Source organism: Anoxybacillus sp. ST70 (assembly GCF_019553625.1).
Lineage (GTDB): Bacteria > Bacillota > Bacilli > Bacillales > Anoxybacillaceae > Anoxybacillus > Anoxybacillus gonensis.
Genome location: NZ_JAHZOF010000009.1, coordinates 57,427 through 75,908 on the forward strand (window position 1 = coordinate 57,427; position 18,482 = coordinate 75,908).

General features: G+C 39.2%; 41 protein-coding genes. 6 read left to right on the forward strand and 35 right to left on the reverse strand.

Going from position 1 to position 18,482, the window contains the following annotated elements; all coding sequences use genetic code 11:
- Nucleotides 1-82: 82 nt before the first annotated feature.
- The 32 genes from K1I43_RS12110 to K1I43_RS12260 form a co-directional block, all read right to left on the reverse strand.
- On the reverse strand, nucleotides 83-490 hold the full coding sequence (locus K1I43_RS12110; RefSeq protein ID WP_019417124.1) for an HNH endonuclease: 408 nt from the start codon (nucleotides 488-490) through the stop codon (nucleotides 83-85).
- Between the two features lie 41 nt (nucleotides 491-531).
- Nucleotides 532-762 (reverse strand): hypothetical protein, encoded by a 231-nt coding sequence (locus K1I43_RS12115; protein ID WP_020424521.1) that lies wholly within the window; start codon nucleotides 760-762, stop codon nucleotides 532-534.
- Between the two features lie 274 nt (nucleotides 763-1,036).
- Nucleotides 1,037-1,207: a hypothetical protein gene (locus K1I43_RS12120; RefSeq protein ID WP_019417127.1), complete on the reverse strand. Its 171-nt coding sequence runs from the start codon at nucleotides 1,205-1,207 to the stop codon at nucleotides 1,037-1,039.
- 37 nt (nucleotides 1,208-1,244) lie between these two features.
- A complete protein-coding gene (locus K1I43_RS12125; protein ID WP_019417128.1) occupies nucleotides 1,245-1,487 on the reverse strand; it encodes a hypothetical protein in 243 nt (80 codons plus the stop codon).
- Between the two features lie 229 nt (nucleotides 1,488-1,716).
- Nucleotides 1,717-2,073 carry a hypothetical protein gene (locus K1I43_RS12130; RefSeq protein ID WP_050982322.1) on the reverse strand — a complete coding sequence of 119 codons (357 nt, stop codon included), beginning with the start codon at nucleotides 2,071-2,073 and terminating at the stop codon, nucleotides 1,717-1,719.
- 32 nt (nucleotides 2,074-2,105) lie between these two features.
- On the reverse strand, nucleotides 2,106-2,495 hold the full coding sequence (locus tag K1I43_RS12135) for a hypothetical protein (protein WP_019417130.1): 390 nt from the start codon (nucleotides 2,493-2,495) through the stop codon (nucleotides 2,106-2,108).
- Nucleotides 2,496-2,518: 23 nt separating this feature from the next.
- On the reverse strand, nucleotides 2,519-3,478 hold the full coding sequence (locus K1I43_RS12140; protein ID WP_019417131.1) for a hypothetical protein: 960 nt from the start codon (nucleotides 3,476-3,478) through the stop codon (nucleotides 2,519-2,521).
- 258 nt (nucleotides 3,479-3,736) lie between these two features.
- Nucleotides 3,737-4,264 carry a GNAT family N-acetyltransferase gene (locus K1I43_RS12145; protein ID WP_019417132.1) on the reverse strand — a complete coding sequence of 176 codons (528 nt, stop codon included), beginning with the start codon at nucleotides 4,262-4,264 and terminating at the stop codon, nucleotides 3,737-3,739.
- A gap of 226 nt (nucleotides 4,265-4,490) precedes the next feature.
- Nucleotides 4,491-5,033, reverse strand: a complete 543-nt coding sequence (locus K1I43_RS12150; protein ID WP_019417133.1) for a site-specific integrase — start codon at nucleotides 5,031-5,033, stop codon at nucleotides 4,491-4,493.
- A complete protein-coding gene (locus K1I43_RS12155) occupies nucleotides 5,030-5,467 on the reverse strand; it encodes an ArpU family phage packaging/lysis transcriptional regulator (RefSeq protein ID WP_019417134.1) in 438 nt (145 codons plus the stop codon). The genes K1I43_RS12150 and K1I43_RS12155 overlap by 4 nt, the downstream gene beginning before the upstream one ends.
- Before the next feature lie 14 nt (nucleotides 5,468-5,481).
- A complete protein-coding gene (locus K1I43_RS12160; protein ID WP_019417135.1) occupies nucleotides 5,482-5,667 on the reverse strand; it encodes a hypothetical protein in 186 nt (61 codons plus the stop codon).
- Nucleotides 5,668-5,794: 127 nt separating this feature from the next.
- Entirely contained in the window at nucleotides 5,795-6,535 is a 741-nt protein-coding gene (locus K1I43_RS12165; RefSeq protein ID WP_019417136.1) for a phage antirepressor Ant, read from the reverse strand.
- A gap of 15 nt (nucleotides 6,536-6,550) precedes the next feature.
- Entirely contained in the window at nucleotides 6,551-6,814 is a 264-nt protein-coding gene (locus K1I43_RS12170) for a hypothetical protein (RefSeq protein WP_019417137.1), read from the reverse strand.
- 33 nt (nucleotides 6,815-6,847) lie between these two features.
- Entirely contained in the window at nucleotides 6,848-7,048 is a 201-nt protein-coding gene (locus K1I43_RS12175) for a hypothetical protein (RefSeq protein ID WP_143249235.1), read from the reverse strand.
- 203 nt (nucleotides 7,049-7,251) lie between these two features.
- Nucleotides 7,252-7,476, reverse strand: coding sequence for a hypothetical protein (locus K1I43_RS12180; RefSeq protein ID WP_019417140.1), 225 nt, complete (start codon nucleotides 7,474-7,476; stop codon nucleotides 7,252-7,254).
- 9 nt (nucleotides 7,477-7,485) lie between these two features.
- The gene (locus K1I43_RS12185; RefSeq protein WP_019417141.1) at nucleotides 7,486-7,674 is read right to left on the reverse strand and encodes an FmdB family zinc ribbon protein; all 189 of its coding nucleotides are present in this window, start codon (nucleotides 7,672-7,674) and stop codon (nucleotides 7,486-7,488) included.
- A gap of 1 nt (nucleotide 7,675) precedes the next feature.
- On the reverse strand, nucleotides 7,676-7,885 hold the full coding sequence (locus K1I43_RS12190; RefSeq protein ID WP_019417142.1) for an XtrA/YqaO family protein: 210 nt from the start codon (nucleotides 7,883-7,885) through the stop codon (nucleotides 7,676-7,678).
- A 63-nt stretch (nucleotides 7,886-7,948) separates the two neighbouring features.
- Nucleotides 7,949-8,086, reverse strand: coding sequence for a hypothetical protein (locus tag K1I43_RS12195; protein ID WP_019417143.1), 138 nt, complete (start codon nucleotides 8,084-8,086; stop codon nucleotides 7,949-7,951).
- Nucleotides 8,083-8,343, reverse strand: a complete 261-nt coding sequence (locus tag K1I43_RS12200; protein ID WP_075039656.1) for a hypothetical protein — start codon at nucleotides 8,341-8,343, stop codon at nucleotides 8,083-8,085. The genes K1I43_RS12195 and K1I43_RS12200 overlap by 4 nt, the downstream gene beginning before the upstream one ends.
- A 1-nt stretch (nucleotide 8,344) precedes the next feature.
- Entirely contained in the window at nucleotides 8,345-8,827 is a 483-nt protein-coding gene (locus K1I43_RS12205; RefSeq protein ID WP_253263366.1) for a dUTP diphosphatase, read from the reverse strand.
- Nucleotides 8,824-8,988 (reverse strand): hypothetical protein, encoded by a 165-nt coding sequence (locus tag K1I43_RS12210; RefSeq protein WP_167333728.1) that lies wholly within the window; start codon nucleotides 8,986-8,988, stop codon nucleotides 8,824-8,826. The genes K1I43_RS12205 and K1I43_RS12210 overlap by 4 nt, the downstream gene beginning before the upstream one ends.
- A complete protein-coding gene (locus K1I43_RS15710) occupies nucleotides 8,985-9,107 on the reverse strand; it encodes a hypothetical protein (protein ID WP_255572213.1) in 123 nt (40 codons plus the stop codon). The genes K1I43_RS12210 and K1I43_RS15710 overlap by 4 nt, the downstream gene beginning before the upstream one ends.
- Entirely contained in the window at nucleotides 9,082-9,252 is a 171-nt protein-coding gene (locus K1I43_RS12215) for a Fur-regulated basic protein FbpA (protein ID WP_305956517.1), read from the reverse strand. Before K1I43_RS12215 ends, K1I43_RS15710 begins: the two co-directional genes overlap by 26 nt.
- On the reverse strand, nucleotides 9,249-9,449 hold the full coding sequence (locus K1I43_RS12220; RefSeq protein WP_075039659.1) for a hypothetical protein: 201 nt from the start codon (nucleotides 9,447-9,449) through the stop codon (nucleotides 9,249-9,251). The genes K1I43_RS12215 and K1I43_RS12220 overlap by 4 nt, the downstream gene beginning before the upstream one ends.
- A 9-nt stretch (nucleotides 9,450-9,458) precedes the next feature.
- Entirely contained in the window at nucleotides 9,459-10,433 is a 975-nt protein-coding gene (locus K1I43_RS12225) for a DnaD domain-containing protein (protein WP_220382671.1), read from the reverse strand.
- A gap of 51 nt (nucleotides 10,434-10,484) precedes the next feature.
- Nucleotides 10,485-10,688, reverse strand: a complete 204-nt coding sequence (locus K1I43_RS12230) for a hypothetical protein (protein WP_075039661.1) — start codon at nucleotides 10,686-10,688, stop codon at nucleotides 10,485-10,487.
- Nucleotides 10,689-10,698: 10 nt separating this feature from the next.
- Nucleotides 10,699-11,028, reverse strand: a complete 330-nt coding sequence (locus K1I43_RS12235) for a hypothetical protein (RefSeq protein ID WP_075039662.1) — start codon at nucleotides 11,026-11,028, stop codon at nucleotides 10,699-10,701.
- 4 nt (nucleotides 11,029-11,032) lie between these two features.
- Nucleotides 11,033-11,287 carry a hypothetical protein gene (locus K1I43_RS12240; protein ID WP_042535117.1) on the reverse strand — a complete coding sequence of 85 codons (255 nt, stop codon included), beginning with the start codon at nucleotides 11,285-11,287 and terminating at the stop codon, nucleotides 11,033-11,035.
- A 268-nt stretch (nucleotides 11,288-11,555) separates the two neighbouring features.
- Nucleotides 11,556-11,726: a hypothetical protein gene (locus K1I43_RS12245; protein ID WP_178378771.1), complete on the reverse strand. Its 171-nt coding sequence runs from the start codon at nucleotides 11,724-11,726 to the stop codon at nucleotides 11,556-11,558.
- The gene (locus tag K1I43_RS12250) at nucleotides 11,726-11,905 is read right to left on the reverse strand and encodes a hypothetical protein (RefSeq protein WP_143249236.1); all 180 of its coding nucleotides are present in this window, start codon (nucleotides 11,903-11,905) and stop codon (nucleotides 11,726-11,728) included. Before K1I43_RS12250 ends, K1I43_RS12245 begins: the two co-directional genes overlap by 1 nt.
- A gap of 17 nt (nucleotides 11,906-11,922) precedes the next feature.
- Nucleotides 11,923-12,444, reverse strand: coding sequence for a helix-turn-helix domain-containing protein (locus K1I43_RS12255; protein ID WP_042535113.1), 522 nt, complete (start codon nucleotides 12,442-12,444; stop codon nucleotides 11,923-11,925).
- A 54-nt stretch (nucleotides 12,445-12,498) separates the two neighbouring features.
- On the reverse strand, nucleotides 12,499-12,675 hold the full coding sequence (locus K1I43_RS12260) for a hypothetical protein (protein ID WP_178378772.1): 177 nt from the start codon (nucleotides 12,673-12,675) through the stop codon (nucleotides 12,499-12,501).
- A gap of 129 nt (nucleotides 12,676-12,804) precedes the next feature.
- Here K1I43_RS12260 and K1I43_RS12265 point away from each other — a divergent pair, with 129 nt between their 5' ends.
- Nucleotides 12,805-13,023 (forward strand): hypothetical protein, encoded by a 219-nt coding sequence (locus K1I43_RS12265; protein ID WP_075039664.1) that lies wholly within the window; start codon nucleotides 12,805-12,807, stop codon nucleotides 13,021-13,023.
- An 8-nt stretch (nucleotides 13,024-13,031) separates the two neighbouring features.
- On the opposite strand, the gene K1I43_RS12270 is transcribed toward K1I43_RS12265, so the two are convergent.
- Both K1I43_RS12270 and K1I43_RS12275 read right to left on the reverse strand, forming a co-directional pair.
- Complete coding sequence (locus K1I43_RS12270) at nucleotides 13,032-13,310, reverse strand: hypothetical protein (protein ID WP_075039665.1); 279 nt, start codon at nucleotides 13,308-13,310, stop codon at nucleotides 13,032-13,034.
- Between the two features lie 52 nt (nucleotides 13,311-13,362).
- Nucleotides 13,363-13,608, reverse strand: a complete 246-nt coding sequence (locus K1I43_RS12275; protein ID WP_019417157.1) for a helix-turn-helix transcriptional regulator — start codon at nucleotides 13,606-13,608, stop codon at nucleotides 13,363-13,365.
- A gap of 173 nt (nucleotides 13,609-13,781) precedes the next feature.
- On the opposite strand from K1I43_RS12275, the gene K1I43_RS12280 reads away from it, so the two are divergent.
- The 4 genes from K1I43_RS12280 to K1I43_RS12295 all read left to right on the forward strand — a co-directional run bounded on the left by K1I43_RS12280 (nucleotide 13,782) and on the right by K1I43_RS12295 (nucleotide 17,566).
- Complete coding sequence (locus K1I43_RS12280) at nucleotides 13,782-14,186, forward strand: helix-turn-helix domain-containing protein (protein WP_019417158.1); 405 nt, start codon at nucleotides 13,782-13,784, stop codon at nucleotides 14,184-14,186.
- 148 nt (nucleotides 14,187-14,334) lie between these two features.
- Nucleotides 14,335-15,492 carry a 3'-5' exonuclease gene (locus K1I43_RS12285; protein WP_019417159.1) on the forward strand — a complete coding sequence of 386 codons (1,158 nt, stop codon included), beginning with the start codon at nucleotides 14,335-14,337 and terminating at the stop codon, nucleotides 15,490-15,492.
- Nucleotides 15,493-15,577: 85 nt separating this feature from the next.
- Nucleotides 15,578-16,492 carry a BRCT domain-containing protein gene (locus K1I43_RS12290; protein WP_019417160.1) on the forward strand — a complete coding sequence of 305 codons (915 nt, stop codon included), beginning with the start codon at nucleotides 15,578-15,580 and terminating at the stop codon, nucleotides 16,490-16,492.
- 120 nt (nucleotides 16,493-16,612) lie between these two features.
- A complete protein-coding gene (locus K1I43_RS12295; protein ID WP_019417161.1) occupies nucleotides 16,613-17,566 on the forward strand; it encodes a DUF6414 family protein in 954 nt (317 codons plus the stop codon).
- Here the strand turns inward: K1I43_RS12295 and K1I43_RS12300 are convergent.
- A complete protein-coding gene (locus K1I43_RS12300; RefSeq protein WP_019417162.1) occupies nucleotides 17,550-17,753 on the reverse strand; it encodes a hypothetical protein in 204 nt (67 codons plus the stop codon). The two genes, K1I43_RS12295 and K1I43_RS12300, sit on opposite strands and share 17 nt — an antisense overlap.
- Nucleotides 17,754-17,945: 192 nt before the next feature.
- On the opposite strand from K1I43_RS12300, the gene K1I43_RS12305 reads away from it, so the two are divergent.
- Nucleotides 17,946-18,425: an ImmA/IrrE family metallo-endopeptidase gene (locus tag K1I43_RS12305; protein ID WP_019417163.1), complete on the forward strand. Its 480-nt coding sequence runs from the start codon at nucleotides 17,946-17,948 to the stop codon at nucleotides 18,423-18,425.
- Nucleotides 18,426-18,482 lie beyond the last annotated feature (57 nt).

The window sequence follows — 18,482 nt, forward strand, 5'->3', positions numbered from 1 at the left end:
TCCAAAAACTGTTATCCCCCTTTTACGTCAAAAAGGGAACTTTGTTCACGCTGAGGGGGGCGCGCGGTCTTGGGCGAGTCGGCTAAAACTTTTTGACCCGCCCCTCCCCGTATTTTTTCTTATCTTCGGCCGTTTTCTTGTTGTGACAAGCATTGCACAACGACTGTAGATTGCATAATGACAAGCGTAGCGACCAATCAACTTTAACAGGAACTATATGGTCAACAACATCTGCTGGTGTGATGCGCTTCTTAGCGAAGCAATGCTGACAAAGATGTTTGTCTCGATCCAACGCTGCGCGCCGAATACGCTGCCATTCTTTACTGTGGTAAAAGTCGCGAGTATTTTTATCGCGTACATATTCGTCATAGTAGCGATGGCGATCGTATTTTTTTTGTTGTTCTTTTTGCTGGTGCTCGTGGCAGTATCGTCCTTGTGTTAAATTCGAACATCCAGGAACGGCGCAAGGTTTCAACGGTCTACTCGGCATAAAATCACTCCAAATAAAAAAGCACCATGACAGGTGCTTCTTCAATAATTAAAATCGTAAGCTGATGTTGGTTTTGCTAATAGTTTTGACAGGCATTCCTCAAGTGTTTTACCTTCAACCATCTGTTCTATTTGCGTTTTACAATCTCCCGAAGGTGTTCCAAAGCATGCTCTCCAATTACCAGTAAATTTCATTAACACAAAATGCCCATCGTAAAACATATTTGCATGGTCTTTAACCATTTCTAGTAACTTGATTTCTTTTTCAGTCATACGCATTCTCCTCCTCCCACCTACTCAATTCGACAAAAGGAGGGATTTTCCTATATCAAAATTTCGTCAAGTTTCGACATCATTTCCTCCTAATTAGGCAATGATATTATTTAGAATGCGATTAGGGAGGAATAAATAATGCAAGATGAAATCATTTGGATTTTGACGATAATAAGTTTGTGTTTAAACATTCTGAACAACTTATTAAATTCGCTGCCTAAACTGCCTAAAAAAAGAAAAAATGATAAGCAAATTATAATAATAGAAAAATCATTCACTTCCTCCTAATCGCCCCACGCACTCTCTTGTACGTATCCCGACGAACGCCCATCAAATCAAGAAGTTCCCGACGGCTCAATTTCTCTTTTCGTTTTTTCTTCGGCTTTTTCTTGATGCTCTTTAGCTTCTTAATTTCTTTATCTGACAAACGCTCATACAATTTCATTCTCATCACTCCAAACAGAGCAAAATAAAAACGCCTGTCATTTAGACAGACGCTTCCTCTTTTCGATTTCCTCTTCTAATTCCTCAGTCGTAAATACACTAATCAATTTCTTCGCTACATCTTCATTCTCGTCTAGAAATTTAGCTAACTGCTGCAAAACCTTCAATGCTTCGTTAGCTTCTCGTTTCAAAGCCTTTAACCCTTTGAGTGCTTCGGACACATCAACATCCACTGTCAAAGTTCCCACACTTCTTTTGTTCGACTCGCGCATTTCTGCCATGTCGCAACACTCCTTTTATAATTTTTAAAATAAAAAACGCCACCCTGATCGGAGTGACGCAAGAAGAGAAACGTACCCTACTTCAAAATATCCACGATACAATCATAACACGCCTAAACAGAAATAATCTGTCGTCTTTCTGTCATTTTTCCCTCATTTTTCTTCCAGTTTTCTGTCATTCCGTTTTGAATTCTTATCAAAAAATAATCCCCACCAATTGTGATGGGGATTATTTCGAGTTAATCAATTTTAAAATTTCAACACCTACACTTGAAGCTTGTACCACTGTAGGTAACCAACTGAAAATTCTCTGCGCCCTGGTTTTGTCATTTTTGTTAATGGCCTCTTGAAGTTTTGCGGCATTTTCTAATGCATCTGCTTTTTCGTCCTCAGGACTTTCTTTTTTTATTACATCTAGTAACTGTTTAAATAGATCTTCAGCAACTGGATTGTTTATAATAACAGACTGAGTATTGCCGTCACCAGAACTTAAGTTAGTATTATTGAGTTGGCTATTGCTAATAATTATATTTCTGTTATCCACGTATACAAACGCTCCTTTCGGTAACTCATTAAACAATCCCATCCTCACCAAATCTGCTAAAGTCTTTTCAGGAACTAAACTAGCTGCAGGTGCTTCTGTTCTTGGGCTTTCATCGTCTTTTTTTTTAAGGCATCTTGTTTAAATTCATCTGTAAATGAAAATACCAAGATAAAATTATCTGCTTCAAAATCACTTTCTCCACAGAAGCAATCAAACAGTTCCCCTTCAAGCTCCTCATCCAGATCAAACGCTTGTATTTTATGATTTGATGGACACACAAGCATTTTTTTAGGTATTAATTCGAATCCCGTTTTTGCCATAAGGTAACGTAATACCGTTTCATAATGACTGCTATCTAACCCAGCAGCATATAGTACATTTTCAACTGTAAAATCCTCAATTGGAGGGTCATTTGCGGCCCAATTTAGCAAAATATCACTTATTTTTGAATAAGAAATAGCCATATTATGATCCCTCCAATCTCAGATTACTCTTTACCAGCCGCCGTCATTTGTTGTTGTCTACTCGATCCATTAACCGCAACAAGCGCGTCCAAAACATGATCTATAACCGCTTCTGGAACAGCTGTTGTAAATTTGAAGTATCCTTTTTGAATATTCACTTCAAATGTTACTTCAACTACAATAGATGTTTTCTGATCAGTAAATGAAAAAAAACATGTCTCATCCATTGTATGATCTGTCGGGAGTCGCAATCCCTCAAATGCACTAGCGATTCGTTGATAAGTATGATCCGTATCTAAATTAACTCCTTTTTTACCGTTAAAACGAATACTTCCAACACTAGTAGGTAATGCAATATGTTTAGAAGCAACCCCTGCCGACAGTAAAGCGCACAGTTGCTTAGCATTTTCCCTTGTTAACTTCGGAACTGTAAAGTATGTGTAAGGTTTTGCAAATCCCATCAAATTCATTACATAATCTGCATATTTTTTTACATCTTTAAACGGGCAGCGTAGTTGTATCAATTCTTCTTCACCAAAATGAATGACAACAGACGTAAAACTCGCATAAGATGCCGACACCGTTGTATATCCGTTTTTACGTAAGGTGAACTTTTCTTCAACAAGTTTTAAATATACTGCTGCCCCGTCATGTTTAACTGCGCAAATTTGAATAGCTGGTTTCAAAGGTGGTTCCCACTCATTATTAATGCCTTTTTGAGTTATATGTCCTTCACTAACAAGAGTTTCCAAAAACTTTTCGGGCGTATTCGACTTATCTGGAAAGTTAGATTCCGGTTGACATATAGTCATATGCAAACTACTAAATTTAAATTGCTCATTTAAATAAAGTAACCTTTCCTTATGCCCAGCTTGTATTAAATCACCGATAACCTCTTCTTCAGTTCGACCTAAATACTTTATTTTATGAATCCTTGCTAATTGATTAATATACTTCTTAGGTATATTTCGATACTCAAACATCAAAATCCTGCCCTTCCTCAAAAGTTAGAAAGGACACAAATCTGTACAAATGTTTAAGAGCATGTTATTATGTTTTTAGCAAAGCAGATTGTGTCCTAACGCGCCCTATTTAGGGCGCGTTTTTCTTTTTCTGGTACATAATTTTAGCAACTTTTGTACTATTTTTCTACAATTTCATACAAAAAAATATATGTAATGTAAAAAAGACACCTACACAGGTGCCTCTTCTTTTTTGTATAATTCAATGCATGCAATTTATCATTCCATTTGTGTAGATAGCAACATTTCAAACTCTATTCCATTTTCTAACAAGATAAAACCGTTCTTTTCATAAAAAGCCTTCTGTCTTTTGTAATGACTTTCATCCTCACTTACAATTCTTCCGTATATTCTTTTATAGCCTAAAGTTGCAGAAAATTTTATTGCTTCTTGAATCAAAAGAGATCCGTAGCCTTTATTAAAGTTCTCTTCTCCAAGCACTTGCACATCAGCTATTTCTACATAATCATCCCAGAAAATCAAATTTATCTGATGTCTTTTAGGACCGTATTGATTAATTACCATAATAAATAATATAGCTACCACATCATAAGGAGGAAAAGATTTAAAGAACAGAACTGGCTCTCCTTTATGTGTGGTCTTAAACTCAAAATCTCTAAACTCGTCCTTTTCTAATCGTTGCTTTACTCTTTTTAAATGCGCAATTTTTTGTTCATATGTAGGTTCCTCTGTATACATCTTGGTCCTTTTAAATCCAAACATTTCTTCAATAAAGTCCTTAAGCATATAACATCCCCCATATACAAATTATTTGGTATTGTGAGATTCTAAAGAACAATATCTTATTCTTGAATTACCCATATCTTATATTGTGTGTAATTCGACATTTCGACAAATTCATTGATATTCCTGCCACCTACAGACGTGAAAAAATAAATTACACAACCAAAAATTTATGTGTAATTCATAAAAACAAACAAAAATGCTCACCCATGTTCATAAGTGAGCTCGTTCAAATTTTAAATTTTGTCATAGCTCGATCCATTGAGTCTTGATTGACTCCGATGTACGTAAGCGTGATTTCTGGTGATGAGTGATTAAATATCTCTTGTAGCATGGCCACATCTTTCGTCTGCTGATAAAAATGATAGCCGAATGTTTTACGAAGTGTGTGCGTGCCAATTTCACTTAATCGGAAGTGTTCAGCTGCTTTGCGCAATATTTTGTATGCCATGCTACGACCAATAGGTTTATTTCTTCCGTTGCGACTTTTGATTAAATACTCATCATCATTTTTCCCTACAATATACCGATTCAATTCTCTTTTTAAAGCTGGCGTAATACGAATACGCTTTTGTTTTCCGGTCTTCTTCTCACGGATATTAATATGTGTGCCCTTTACATCTCCAACTTTCAACTTTAGAATATCCGAAATGCGTAAACCGGTATTGATACCAAGCAAAAATAACAAATAATTACGTTCGTTCTGCTCTTTTAAATACTCCTTAATCGCTTGAATCTTTTCTTGATCGCGAATTGGCTGTACAAAATTCATTTTTTATACACCTCGATTCTAAGCGCAAAAGCAAGTTTGTAAAACGCTCGTGATTTCAACCGATAATATTTCCGCTCGCTCATCCCAAGTTCATTATACACTTCGTAATCGTAAACATCTTCTTCAGACATATACCGTTGAATAATGATTGCCCTTTCCCATTTGCTTAGTCGATTAACAACATTAATAACTCGCCTAATATATTCTTCCCTCTCCCACTCATAATCAACATTTCGTATTGCAATATTTTCCGTGGAGGAATGAATTTGATTAGTTGCTGCTGAAACGAGAGAGTAGCTCTGCGTGACTTTCGGAAGTTGATCCAATCGTAAAGTCAGCAAATATATACGATATTTTTCTAATGCCGCTTCAACTGCTTTTTTCGTCGCAACACGATCAATCTCTGGAAGCATGAATTCTAACTTCTTTTCCATTGCGCCATCCCTCCTTATCGCTGTCGAAATGCCCCGCCCTTACCGCGTCTATACACTGGGCGACCGACTCCCATTAATTCTTTAAGATCACGCTCCGTCAGCCGTTCCTTCCCTCGTTTCTTTTTACGCGCTTTCTTCTGACGTTGCTGAACTTTATTGACTTTCATCCATTTTTTTAATTCCTGCTGGATTGTTCGCATTGTACCTCTCCCTTTCGTTTTTCTGATAAAACAAAAGAGGACACCAATCATACAGAGATAACTTTGCTATCCTGTACAATCAGTGTCCTCACGCTCTCGGTCTTGGACATATTTGGTTTTAATTCCATTATATCAAAACAGCTGTCTTTTGTAACAAGATTCGGAACGTTTCTCTTCCTTTCGGAGTAACGAGCGTTTGCACGTCAGCTCGTCCATTTCGTTCCCATTCTTTCAATTCAAACAAAGACGGAACATATTGAGCATACGGTTTCAGCTTTCCTTTCTGATCACGATAAATGTATTTCTTATCAATAAGCCACTCAACAAAAGCTTTTGGCTTCACTTTTAACTCTTTTGCTGTGTCACGGAAGTTTGTCAGCAACCGCCGATCAACAAGTGCGTCAAAATAATCGGCTTTTGGTTGCATCATGGCAATCTGCTCATTTTGTTTTCTAACGGTTTCTAATGTAGCGCGAAATAATAGTTTCGTTTGTTCATCGGCGTGCTTGAGATACGTTTCTACAAATAAATCATCATTCGCTACATAGCCGCCGGTTTTTCTAATCGTTGGAATAACCTCATGCGTAATCCAGCGTTTAAATTGACGCGCTTCCTGTTTCCGGCTCCCTAAAATTAATGCATATAACCCTGGTTCGTTTACAATGAATGTTTCTTGCTTTCTTCCTAGCGAATCGATGACCGGAATTAAACTCCGCTCATCTTCATCAAGCCTTTGGACAGCCTTTCTGGCGTCAGCGATGTCCAGAATTTCACATACATCCTTTGCTACAAACCAAACTGCGTCATTTTTTATAATCGTTCTCACTTGATTGCCACTGTAAGTAAACACCTTTTGTAATTGGTTCATTCTTCTTCACCTCACTCAATCCTCAAAGAAATCAAAACCAACCATATCGTTAAATTCTTGTGTGAATCGCTTTGCATCATAAACGGCTTGAATCACTTCTTTTAATGCATTTTCGTACTTCTCGATTTTTGCTTGTTGTTTCTCAGCGATATTCATATATAAAATCAACCCGCCAACGATTTTATTTGCGATGTCTGGATCAATTTCTGGTGTTGCGTAATATTCGTTGATTAACACCTTGTCGTAATACTGTCTTAGCACTTTTAAATCATGTTCCATTTTAGGGGTCCTCCTGTTTGTATAATATTTGTACTACAAATCTTCTTTTAATGGAGAAATCCATACTCTACTATACTTTTCGATCAGCTGATGTTTCGTCATTTTATGCAACTGAAACGTTCCATCGCAATATTCATAAACAATGTTTCCGTCGAAGTCCTCCCCATGCACGTACAGAAGTTCCTGCTCTGCTTCATTCTCAAAAAGACAGTTATATACTTTTCGTAGTCTCACTTTTCCCACCACAATTTTTCTCCACAGTAAGGGCAATGAAGTAATCCAAATCCATTCGCTACTTGCTCCCATATCTCATTGCAATGATCTGCTACATAAAGTAAAACGAATTCTACATGACATTTACTACACACATTAATGGGAAGTTGAACATTGAAACTAACTTCAACTTTATCTCCGTGTTTCCTCATTAACTACGCCTCCTAAAACGGCAAATCATCTTCACGTGGCCATTTGCTGTATGTGCCCCAGTTTTGTGGATCATTACGCCATCGCTCGGCTTCGATTTCTTCGTATTTGTCGTATAGAAAGTCAAAAAGCTGACGTAAAAATTCGCTCTCCGGGGATCCAAATGCACTTTCGGAAAAGCTGATGTAATCCTTTAGCTCCAATACATCGTCTTCAGAAATTGGCGGCAATTTAATCACGCTATCACCTCATAAGGTTATAAATGCCCTCAACTGTTGCCCTCGTTTCATTCGTAATTCACCATCCGATAATCCTTTTAACGCTTTATCACTTTTACAAATTGGACATTGCACAAGATGCTGTTCTTCGAAGTCTTGCGAAACTGCAAACACCACTTCACAACCCTTGCATTCATACACATGAACCGCAATTTTCACTTCAAAACAACTCGCTTTCCTCGTATTTTATCCGCGCGGTTTTTCCTTTTGCTGTTTCAATAATCGTATATCCATGCTCAACCGCTTCCGCTACTTTCGCTTTCCCTTGCACGCCGTCAACGACAATCACAAGCACCTTCCCTGGCACGACGGGGTGTGAAACGATCATATTATCTGTATCAATCTGCAACTCTTGTGCTCTTTTACTCACCGGAATCCCTCCGTTGTGGTATAATGAAGTTAGGCTGTCGGGAGGAGTCCCGGCTTTTTTATTTTATCCAATCACTTTCCATCCGCGTCGAAGTCGGCTTTGTAGCTCATACTTGCGCAACGGCTCATATACATAAACCGCATCGCGATTTTCCTTTCGATATAGCAAATACCACTTGGCTTTCCGCTTACGACGTTTCATTCAGCATTCACGTCCGAATTTATCTTCTCAAGCGCAACTAAGTGCGCGTATTTAAATTTCAGCACTTCGCAATATACGATGGCATCGACCATTTCCTGTTGCAAGTGCTCTAACCATCCGACAAATGTGTAGTCACTTGGATTGACGGTTGTGCCGTATTTTTCAATCCCCTTTTCCGTTTGTGTTTCGAGCAATTTTTGCACGTTGCGAAGTATTTGGTTTTTGTTAAGCTCGTTCATCCAATGCTTCGCGTCCATCTCAATACCCACTTTCCTGGCGATGATGGTTGACTGCATTTTTGCGCATATACGCTGCCTCAACTTCATCCCAAGTAAATCCGAGCGTTTCCATTAATCCGACATAGAGATTGAACGTCCATTCCCATTGCTCTTTAATGTTCGCGAGCCTTGCTTGGTCGTATAGCGCTAAAAATTGTGCATCGAGCGATATTTTTTTGATTGGGATAATTTCAATTGACGGTTTAACATGAATCTCGTTGCCAATCGACAAGAGAAAATGCAATACATCTGCGCCTTCTTCAAGAATTTTTTCTTTCGATGAAGGTCCTTTGTTGCTCCAAAACTTAAAGCATCGAGTTTCGTTTGCCAGCTCCCCGATCTCTACGAGTAAGGCAAGTAACTTAGAGTAAATTCTTCTGTCATCAGGTTGCCTTGGATGATGCTTCTCAATCCGCTCATCCAGTTCCCGCTGCATGTCAAAAAGCTTGGATAAATCCATCATTTTGCTCCCCTTTTCTTTCTGTTTTGTGGCCAGCGCCAATCAATGATTCGACGGTTATCTTCGTCGTAATATTTTTTGCGTGGACGGCTTCGGTACGCCTCTAACTCTTCTGGCGTTAAGTAGCTAACCACAACTGGACCATGTAAAGACTTACGACTCATCGCAAATCCTCCAATCGTTTCTGTATTTCTTTTAGCGCCATTTGTTTATATTGAATCGGACAATGTTCATATCGCACGATAACGTATAACTGTCTAAGCGTTGCTTTTGACCAGTTCATCACGTTCCCCCTCCGCTCTTTCGTATTCCTGTTGAATTTCTTCTAACGTCAATTTCGATAGCGACCGTCCATCTGTTGCCACGAAAACACCTTTTCGCCTTAGACGTTGAATCAATACATGTTTGAGTAAAAGCACATGTTTCACCTCTGAAAAAAGCGATCAAGTTTTGACAGCGAATATGATTTGCCGTTGATTTCAAGCGACACAAGGCGTTCTCTAGTAATCTCGTATCGCTCTAATACGTCACGCAACGCTGTTTCGGATGGAATACTGCCAGTGAAACCAACGATTCGCCCAACGTCGTTTCGATACTCTAACCGAATCCAAATCGGGTACGGCATAGCGCTCACCTAGTCATTGCGATATTTTTTCAGTCGCTCTTCTAGCTCGCGCCGCTTGCGTTCGAGCGCTTCTTGATCTGCGTCAGCTTTGTGTTCATATTGCGAATAGTCGGTATTCAACCAGTCTGGAACACTCTCCGTCCGAATGGCTTTTTTTCCATTCGTGCTAGAGCCATTCCGTTTTTTGGCTTGTTGTTCTTTGAATGCCTTTTGCGCTGCATGCACTTGTTCAACGGTTTGATAACCCTTATCAGCCCAGTCACGCAAAATGGTTTCAACGTATTTCCACGTCTTGACGCCATTTTCTACTGCGATTTTCATTGCTTCTAAAACCAGTGTTTCAGATGTGTCATCGATCCAAGTTGAAATCTTTTCGCTTATGTAGCCACCAATCGTGCCAAATCCGTTTTGTTCAAAGAAAGCGAATGGATTCTCGCGCACGCGTGCTTCTTCTTCTACTTCTTCTTTTTTCTCTGTAGTATTCTCTGTAGTATTCTCTGGTATTGGTCTGTTCAAATTGAGCGCTTCGTCTGTCCATTTTGAACAGATGGACTGTTCATTTTGAGCAGATGGACTGTCAATTTCGTCAGTCGTCTGTTCATTTTGAGCAATCGAGGTGTCATTTTGAACAGTCGTATTCACTTCGTAAACTGGGTTTTCAATCTCAGTCAATTTGTCATAGTCGATTCGATACCATTTCGTCTTGTCGATCTTTGAGCGATTGAAATTCCCTGCAATAATAAGCCCTTGCTTTTCAAGTTTTGTGATGATACGGCGAATCGTGCTTTCCGACCAGAACGGAAATTGCTCTTGCCATTCCTCATATGTGTTGTATACCCACTTATGCCCTTCGTGTATGTGATTGCTGCGCTCAAGCCAGTAATGCAATTGCTGCAACACGATGCTTTCATTTAAGCCGATCGTAGCCGCTAGTGACGGTAAAATCACTAACGGCTCTTCGTCCATTAGAAGTCTTGTTGCCATGTATATCCCCTTCCTCCCTTGCTTTCCATATCATGTTCTGGCATAATGAACCTAGAAGTCTGAAATAAAAACCTGTATATCACCTTTTCCTAGTTGTTTGGCTATTTCTAACGCGATTTGGCGGCACTCGGACACAGTGAGCGCGTGAATGAGTGCCGTATGGATCGTTTCGAAATAGCCGTTTTTCTTGGTTGCAAATTCTACTTCAAATAGCATATTTACGTGCATGAAGCATACAATGTAGTGATGCTTCATAACCTCCCTTCTAGCAAGGCAAAACATTCTTTTTCTCAAGCTGGCGCAACTTTGAATACACAGATAATTCACTTCGCTCCAAGCGTGCAGCAAGCTCCGAAATATCGAAAATGTCTTTATGTTGCCATAGATAAAACTCTTCTTCTTCGGTCCACTTGCCTCTTTTTATGCGAGGGCTTTCTTTCGATAACAACACAGATAGCTGTTGCATTTGCTTGCCGATCGGACAACTTATGACGCATACGCTTTGTGTACCGTTATGACGTTCTTCGCATCCTGCACACTTATCGAGCAATTGCAAGATTTGCAAACGAATTTGCTTTTTCTCTTCTCGCGTCATACCATCACCCTAGCAATCGTGATACAAAATCAATTTGAATGCCGCGCTTGCGCATATCAGCAACGATTTCAAACAACTGAGCGCGACGTGCTTTCTTTTGCTCAATCACTTGCAGCTCATCTAACAAAAAACGCAACTCCGACATTTCGATTTTCGCTGTTTCATAGTCGCGGTTTTGAAGCGATTCTTGTATGTACTCGATGCACCGCGATGCTTTTTGCACTAAATCCGCTTCTTGCAAAAAGAGTGTATCTTGCATAGCTTCTTCCTCCTCTGAAATGAATGGCTAGACGTCTTCGCAATGACCATTCATGTATTTTGGCGCGGCTCCCCTTTCGGATCGTCGCCAGCTCTCGCTCGGTCTAGTGTGCATACGCACCGATTGAAGTACAAGCTGATGGGCTGGGGGACACACCCATTTGCAGGCTGGGGAGATACCTGTTGCTTGTACTCCAATCGGCAAGCATGCGCTTGCCCTTCCTTTCGCAAATCGTTTATGCTAGAATATAATTGCAACGGTTGATTATTTATTGAGCGATGGCTAGTGTTGGCGCACTGGCCATTTTTCGTTTGTACCACTCTTGTTTTACCGTGAGTTCCAGAGCGAGTAGCAATGCTGGATCATTACGAAACTCGGCACATAACTTTCTCACTTCACTTGCTTTCATTAAACGGCTTGCTGAAATGACAAAATACATTACCACCACTCCTTCCGTGATTGTTCCAAGCGTGCGTTCATCTGCTTTTTCCACTCGAGCAACGCTCTGCCATATTCACTATTGAGTTGCCCCTCACGTGAAAGACGCAAAAACTCATTTGTATAGAAATGAATCGCTTCGACGTCCGTCATTTCCGCTAAATTCGGTAACTGAATCATTTGATTTTCCCCCTTTGTCATTTTCGAATAAATCCTTTCGTCTGCAATTTCGTGCGATGCTTTTGCCACATTTTGAGCCACGAGAAGCCATAATCGACACATATAACCGCGACATATTGCGTGAGCGCTACAATCGCGTCAATCGCTTGCAAAATCGCTTCTTCCAAGTGCTGCTTGTCGTACTCCCTAATCGCTCGTGGATGATTCGCTACACATACACTTTCAATCGCTTGTAGCGCTTCGGTTAGTTCCTCTTTCGTTTTCATCGCCACACTTGCACGGTGTAGATCGACCACCTCACCGTCCAGCTTCACTGGTCCCCATCCTGTGTATTCCGCCGCTGCCTCTAATGCCACCCACGGATTGTTATGCTTTTCGGTGAAATATTTCGATATGTTCGGTTGTACCCGATACCGTCCGTTTTCTTGCTGTGAAACTGCTTCGCGAGATTCATAGATTTCAAATGAAAGCTGTTGTTGTGTCATCCCTGTCGCCTGCCGCGCCGCTTTCACCGCATCGGCCGCTCTACCACGTTTCATTGTTTGTTCTCCCCCTTCTACCATTTATCGCTAAACATTCGTGTTATGTTAGATTTAAGAGCCCGATTCTTTCGGAACATAGCAATCTATTACTGCTTTTGCGATCTGCTTCAAGACTGGATTGCCTTTTTCCCATTCTTTCTGAAACCATTCTTTTCGTTCGTCAGCACTCATAAGTACCAACGGGGAGTGAATAATAACAGTGGTGTTCCCGTATTTGAATTCCTTCATGCCCGCATTCCCCCTTTGTTCATGTGTATGCGGGTCATGGGGATGAATTGTTGACATTCTTTCACCTCAAATCTTGTAGGAATTTCCTCCTTCTTGTCGAATGACTACGGCAGGAAGGAGGTGATAGCATTGCGCGATATCGTGTTTGTCTGCGAATTAACAGAAGAAGATCAAGTCAATGACTATCTGCAAAACGGATGGCAACTATTGAATGTTTTGAACAAAACAGAAGACGGTGTGCAATGGATTGTTTACGTTCTCGGATTAGACCAAGCTGGTTATGATAATTATCAAAAAAGCCTTGAGCATGACGTTTTCTCTACGTTTGAAAATAAGTGGAATGAGTGAATGTAGACTTATAAAAACTCACCACGTCTTCTAAGTTCGTACCTAATGAAGTCCATAAAGTCACTGTCACTTATTTTTTCTTGTTTCTTTATCTCTAAGAGCGTCTGAACCGCTTCAGATGCTCTTATCTTTCGTAACTCATACGACAACCGATTGTAAACTTTAACACCATCGCCTTTTTGCAATTGATCTAAAACTTGTCGAATGCGATCTGTCTTGTCTTGCTTAACACATCGTTCGATGGTTTGAGAAATCTGCTTTTCATCCAAACATTGCTCGTTCGTCATTCGGTTACACCTCCTTTCATGTCATGGGGATTGAGTTGTCAAGTAATACTTGCTACACCGATGGTATACTACGTAACTTTTGGTTGCTATCAACTTCAAAAAAAATTGTCCAACTCACTCCGAGGACAGGAGCAATCTTTTTAGCAACATCTACGGAAGGTCTTCGATCGCCGTTTTCAATCATTCCGTAGTATTGTCGCGTAATACTTAACCCAGATAGTTCTACAACTTGTTCTTGGGTTAAATTTTTACTTTCTCTTGCTTGCACAAGGATTTTTCTAAGTTGCTCTTTAGTCATAAAAATTCACCTCCTAGCAACCAAAAGTTGCTTTGTTATCTTTAATTATACGCAACTAAAAGTTACTGTCAATACATAATAGCAATTTTTTGTTACCTTTAATCAATTTTTGTTTATAGCAACATTATGTTGCCTTATAATAAAAAACAGATGCATAAGAAAGGGGATTCTGCATGTTCCCTGTTAGACTCAAAGCACTAAGAATGCAAAAGAAACTAACACACCAAGATATGGCTGAATTTTTAGGGATAACTCGCCAAGGATATTCGAAGTACGAAAACGGTCAAAGTCAACCGGACATTGATACTATCAATAAGTTAGCGCAGTTTTTCAACGTCACCACCGACTACCTACTCGGTCGTACGGATGATCCGAATCCGCCAGAGAGCGACAATGAGGAATTAGGAACGCTGGCAAGGATTAATCAACTCATTAAAGAATATGGCATCGAGCAAATGGGGTTCTTTGATATTGAGAAGTGGAAACAGCTTTCTGAAGAAGAAATCGAAGAGATCGTGAAGCATTTTGAATGGGTAGTACATAAGGCGAGAGAAAAGAACAAAAGCAACAAAGAATAGCCACCTAAGACGTTCAAAAATGGACTTTAGGTGGTTTTTGTATTACCTCAACAGAAAAAATTAACCAAAATTGTAAGACTAAAATAAATGGATGTCTAAAAGACTTTACTATCAGCTGAATACACACGACCTTTAGAGGAGGGGGAAAATGGGGATTATACAACACTTTCTTCAGAAAATAATGAAAAAGGATACAAATATTAGTACAGCTAGTAAAGAAAATACCGTAAACACGTGCGACAAGATGTCTTCTTCTGACAATCATGAAGTTGTAGAAATACACTCTATACCGGTAACTGTAACTGTCGAATATGGCTGTTCTTCATCTCGCACAAACAAGAAAATAGATACACCTTCAGATAATCATTATACTTACCAAAAGGCGACATTCGCCCCTGACGACTACGTGGTTTTGGATTTTGAAACAACAGGATTAAGCCCAGAGAAAGATGCTATTATCCAAATTGCAGCAATACGTTTTCGTAATCATGAGCCAATCGAACAATTTGTTTCGTTCGTTAACCCTAAGAGGTCAATTCCACCTAAAATAACGGAAATTACTGGGATAACGGATGAAGACGTGAAAAATGCTCCTACAATCGAAGAGATCTTCCCGAACTTTATCCAATTTCTGAAGGATGATGTGCTAATCGCTCACAATGCTCCTTTTGATATGAAATTTTTATTAAGTAACGTTCAACGACTAGGAATGGAAAAACCAAAAAACCTCGTCATCGATACTCTAAGTCTGGCGAGAAAATACATATCCGAAACACCGAATCATCAACTAGAAACGCTAAAACAATGGTTACAATTAGATTTAAGCTCACATCATGCATTATACGACTGTTTGACTTGTGCCGCTGTTTATCAAACATGCAAAAAAAGGAGAGAGGAAAAATTTCGTCTTTCAGATGACGAGAAACGCGCTTACGATATTGTAATTCGCATATTAAATGATCATGATCGTGACACTAGTCTTGTTCGTTATTCCCGCACTTCGACTTACTTGGACATACAAGCGTTTTACTCCTTTGCCCGAATTAAATTAACAGGCAAGAAGAAATACTTACTCTCCAAACGCTTAGAGAAAGAAATCATCGAGATGTGCCCTAACGTTGTTTGTGAACCAGCTTCCAAAAACGAATCGGGACAAACGCGTATTTTAATTCAGACTCCTAGTGACTTGTTGCTAGTGTCTCCGCTGATTGTCAAAGATTTTGATAAGGCTTTAAGATCGATGGAAGACTATCGAAAGTACGTTGGCAAAGCCGAAAAAGTCATCGACGATTATTTAAATCTATAAACGACACGGATATACAGCAAGAAAAGACATCACCGCCATTTGACTTGATATCTTTTTTATTCTTGTATGAAATGGGGGAGAGAAAATGAGCAAGTTCAAAGAAATTGAAGATTATCGTAAATTCACCTCAAAAGCCGAATTGCACAAGTCCATTAACTCTCTGATTGGAATTATCCATGGGATTCGTTCCGATAACATCACTAACGAAAAAGAGATCACAGAGCTCATTCATTGGTGCAACCTACATAGACGATTTGCAAAAAAAGCGCCTTTTAACGAAATTATCCCGTTAATTGAACAAGCTTTACTGGATAACAAATTGGAAGAAGAGGAGATTGAAGATATTCTGTGGCTTTGCAACAACATTATTAATGAGAACGATTTTAACAGCTATTATGATGTTATCACATCATCTATACAGCAGCTACATGGGATTCTCCATGGCATCATGGCAGACAATGTTCTAAATGACATAGAAATTGAACAACTGTCCAGTTGGATCGATGACCATGACTTCTTGAGAGGAACGTACCCTTTTGATGAGATCCATAGCCTGCTCGTTAGCGTGAAGCAAGACGGAATTATCAGCGAGGATGAAAAAAACTTACTTAAAGCTTTCTTTGCAAATTTCGTTGACACAAGAGCCTCCTACAACATCCATGAATTTGAAATAAAATCGTTGCAAAGTCAATATTCAATAAGTGGCATATGCGCTGTTTGTCCAGAGATCATATTCGAAAACAAAGTTTTCTCTTTCACCGGTGCATCGACCAGGGCAACTCGCAGCGAAATCGCTAAAATCATTCAAAGCATGGGCGGAATCTTCAACAACAACGTCACAAAAAACACAAACTATCTGATTGTCGGCGGCGACGGAAACCCTTGCTGGGCATTTGCTTGTTATGGGAGAAAAGTCGAAAAAGCGATTGAGTTAAGGAAAAGAGGCATGCCAATTATTATAGTGCACGAAAGCGACTTTTGGGATGAGGTAGTTATTTAAGATGTTTTTGCTATGACCGAATCACATCTGCTTTACCATGAGATACGGTGATATGCTTTCAACATCCATTTTTCTTAAATGTCGTTGTAATATTAAAACATGTGACAGGAGTAGGAACATATGAAAGAGATCATCTATCTAAACACCGAAATTATGAATTCCTTAATAGCTCAACTAGATAAAGGAGTTACATTGCATTATTCATTAGAACAAACAACACAAGAAAGCAATACAGAAACGTCACAAACAACAAGGGGAAAAGTAGCTGGATTCAATGGTACTTTTCAAACAGATACGAGTAGTCTGTTATCCAGTATTAATTTGAGCTTTGGAGCCAATATTTCTAGAAACGGAAATGAAATTACTGGAGGTTCAAGAACTTTGTTAGAAGGTCAAAAAGACCTATTAAATAAAGCATTCCATGATTACGCTTTAGACATACTATTACAGCTTTTAGAAGATAATCAAAAGTTAAAAACAAGCTCTTCCCCTCTTGCCGAGGGAGATATCTGTTTATGGGAAACCGAATGGAAATATTATGACTTTGAATTTCTTGGAAGAATTGTGGATTTCGATAATGTATTGGAAGCCTTAGGTGTATATGTAACAGATGATGAATACAAACAAGCAGAAACAACTTTAAAAAAGCAAAGAAAACAACCTAAAAACCCAGAGTATCTTAAAGCTCAACAAATTATTGCACAGTACCAATCACAATCTGCACCAAGAAACATTCTAAAACAAGTTCAAGTGTTCTGCGCCTATGCGAATAAATTCCTTGGTAACTATTCGATAATTAAAGCAGCAAACACATTCCATTTGATAGAAAAAGAAATGTTACGCGAAGTTCCAACGGCCCTATCACTTAGGTCAGAATCGACACGCAAAGCAAAAATTCTCTTTAGGGTTATAGGTGAACGCGAAACTGTTTTCGACGAAAAGAATTTGAATTTTGAAGTATTACAAGACTTCACTCGAATCGGGAATATGATGTTTGATATCATTTTTGTTGCTCTCCAAATACTCAAAGATGGGGACTATATCGCTACACCAATTGCTATTTATTACGAATAAAACGAAAAGCCGCTGTCATTGCTTTTTTTTGCTCTTGGAACTCCGTTAATTTTTGATTAATCGCTTGTTTGGTTCCTGCAATACGTGTAGCATTATCAATACGCATATTTTCATACTCTTTGTCAAGGATTTTTGATGTTTCGATTGCATCTTTAAAAATTTTATCAATCAATTTTTTTCCAAACATCAGAATCACCTCTTTATATTTATAATATGCTCAATTTAAACAAAAAACAAACCATTTTCTTTCTCTTTCAGTTAACTAGCAACAAGAACTATATGTTATCTAACCTATGTATAGAAGCCTTTTTAGGGCTTTTTTCTTTTTCTTGTCAAAACAAACATTTGTTCGTATAATTTCCTCTAAGGAGGGGATTTTATGCAATTATGTCATTACTACACAACAGCGCTCGAAGATTGGGTAACAAACTTATACCAACGTCTCGGTATCTTCCATCCTTCACACATTGATATTGAATACATAGCGCGACGGATGAGTATTTTCTTACGTGAAAAGCCGTTTCCGTCCACACATCAAGTTTTTGGGCGATTCCGCTGCATCGTTGTCGATTCCCGATTGCCGGAAGAAGAGAAGCGCGAAGCTTTCTTTCATGAGCTTTGCCATATTCTCCGCCATGTCGGCGTGCAGAGCATGATGCCAGAGGCGTTCCGAGAACTGCAAGAACGTGATGCGAAGCTTTTCACGAAATACGCAGCCATTCCATATCATATGCTTGATTTCATCGACTGGAATGAACGATGCATAATCGAGCAAATGGCTCACATGTTTAAAGTGACACCAAAGTTATGCGAAGAACGTCTAACACAAATTCAAAATCGCATATTCGTTTATCAATAACATACATGATGTATTTGTATATGTGTACGGTTGGTTTTACAATAGTGTAGAGGTGAT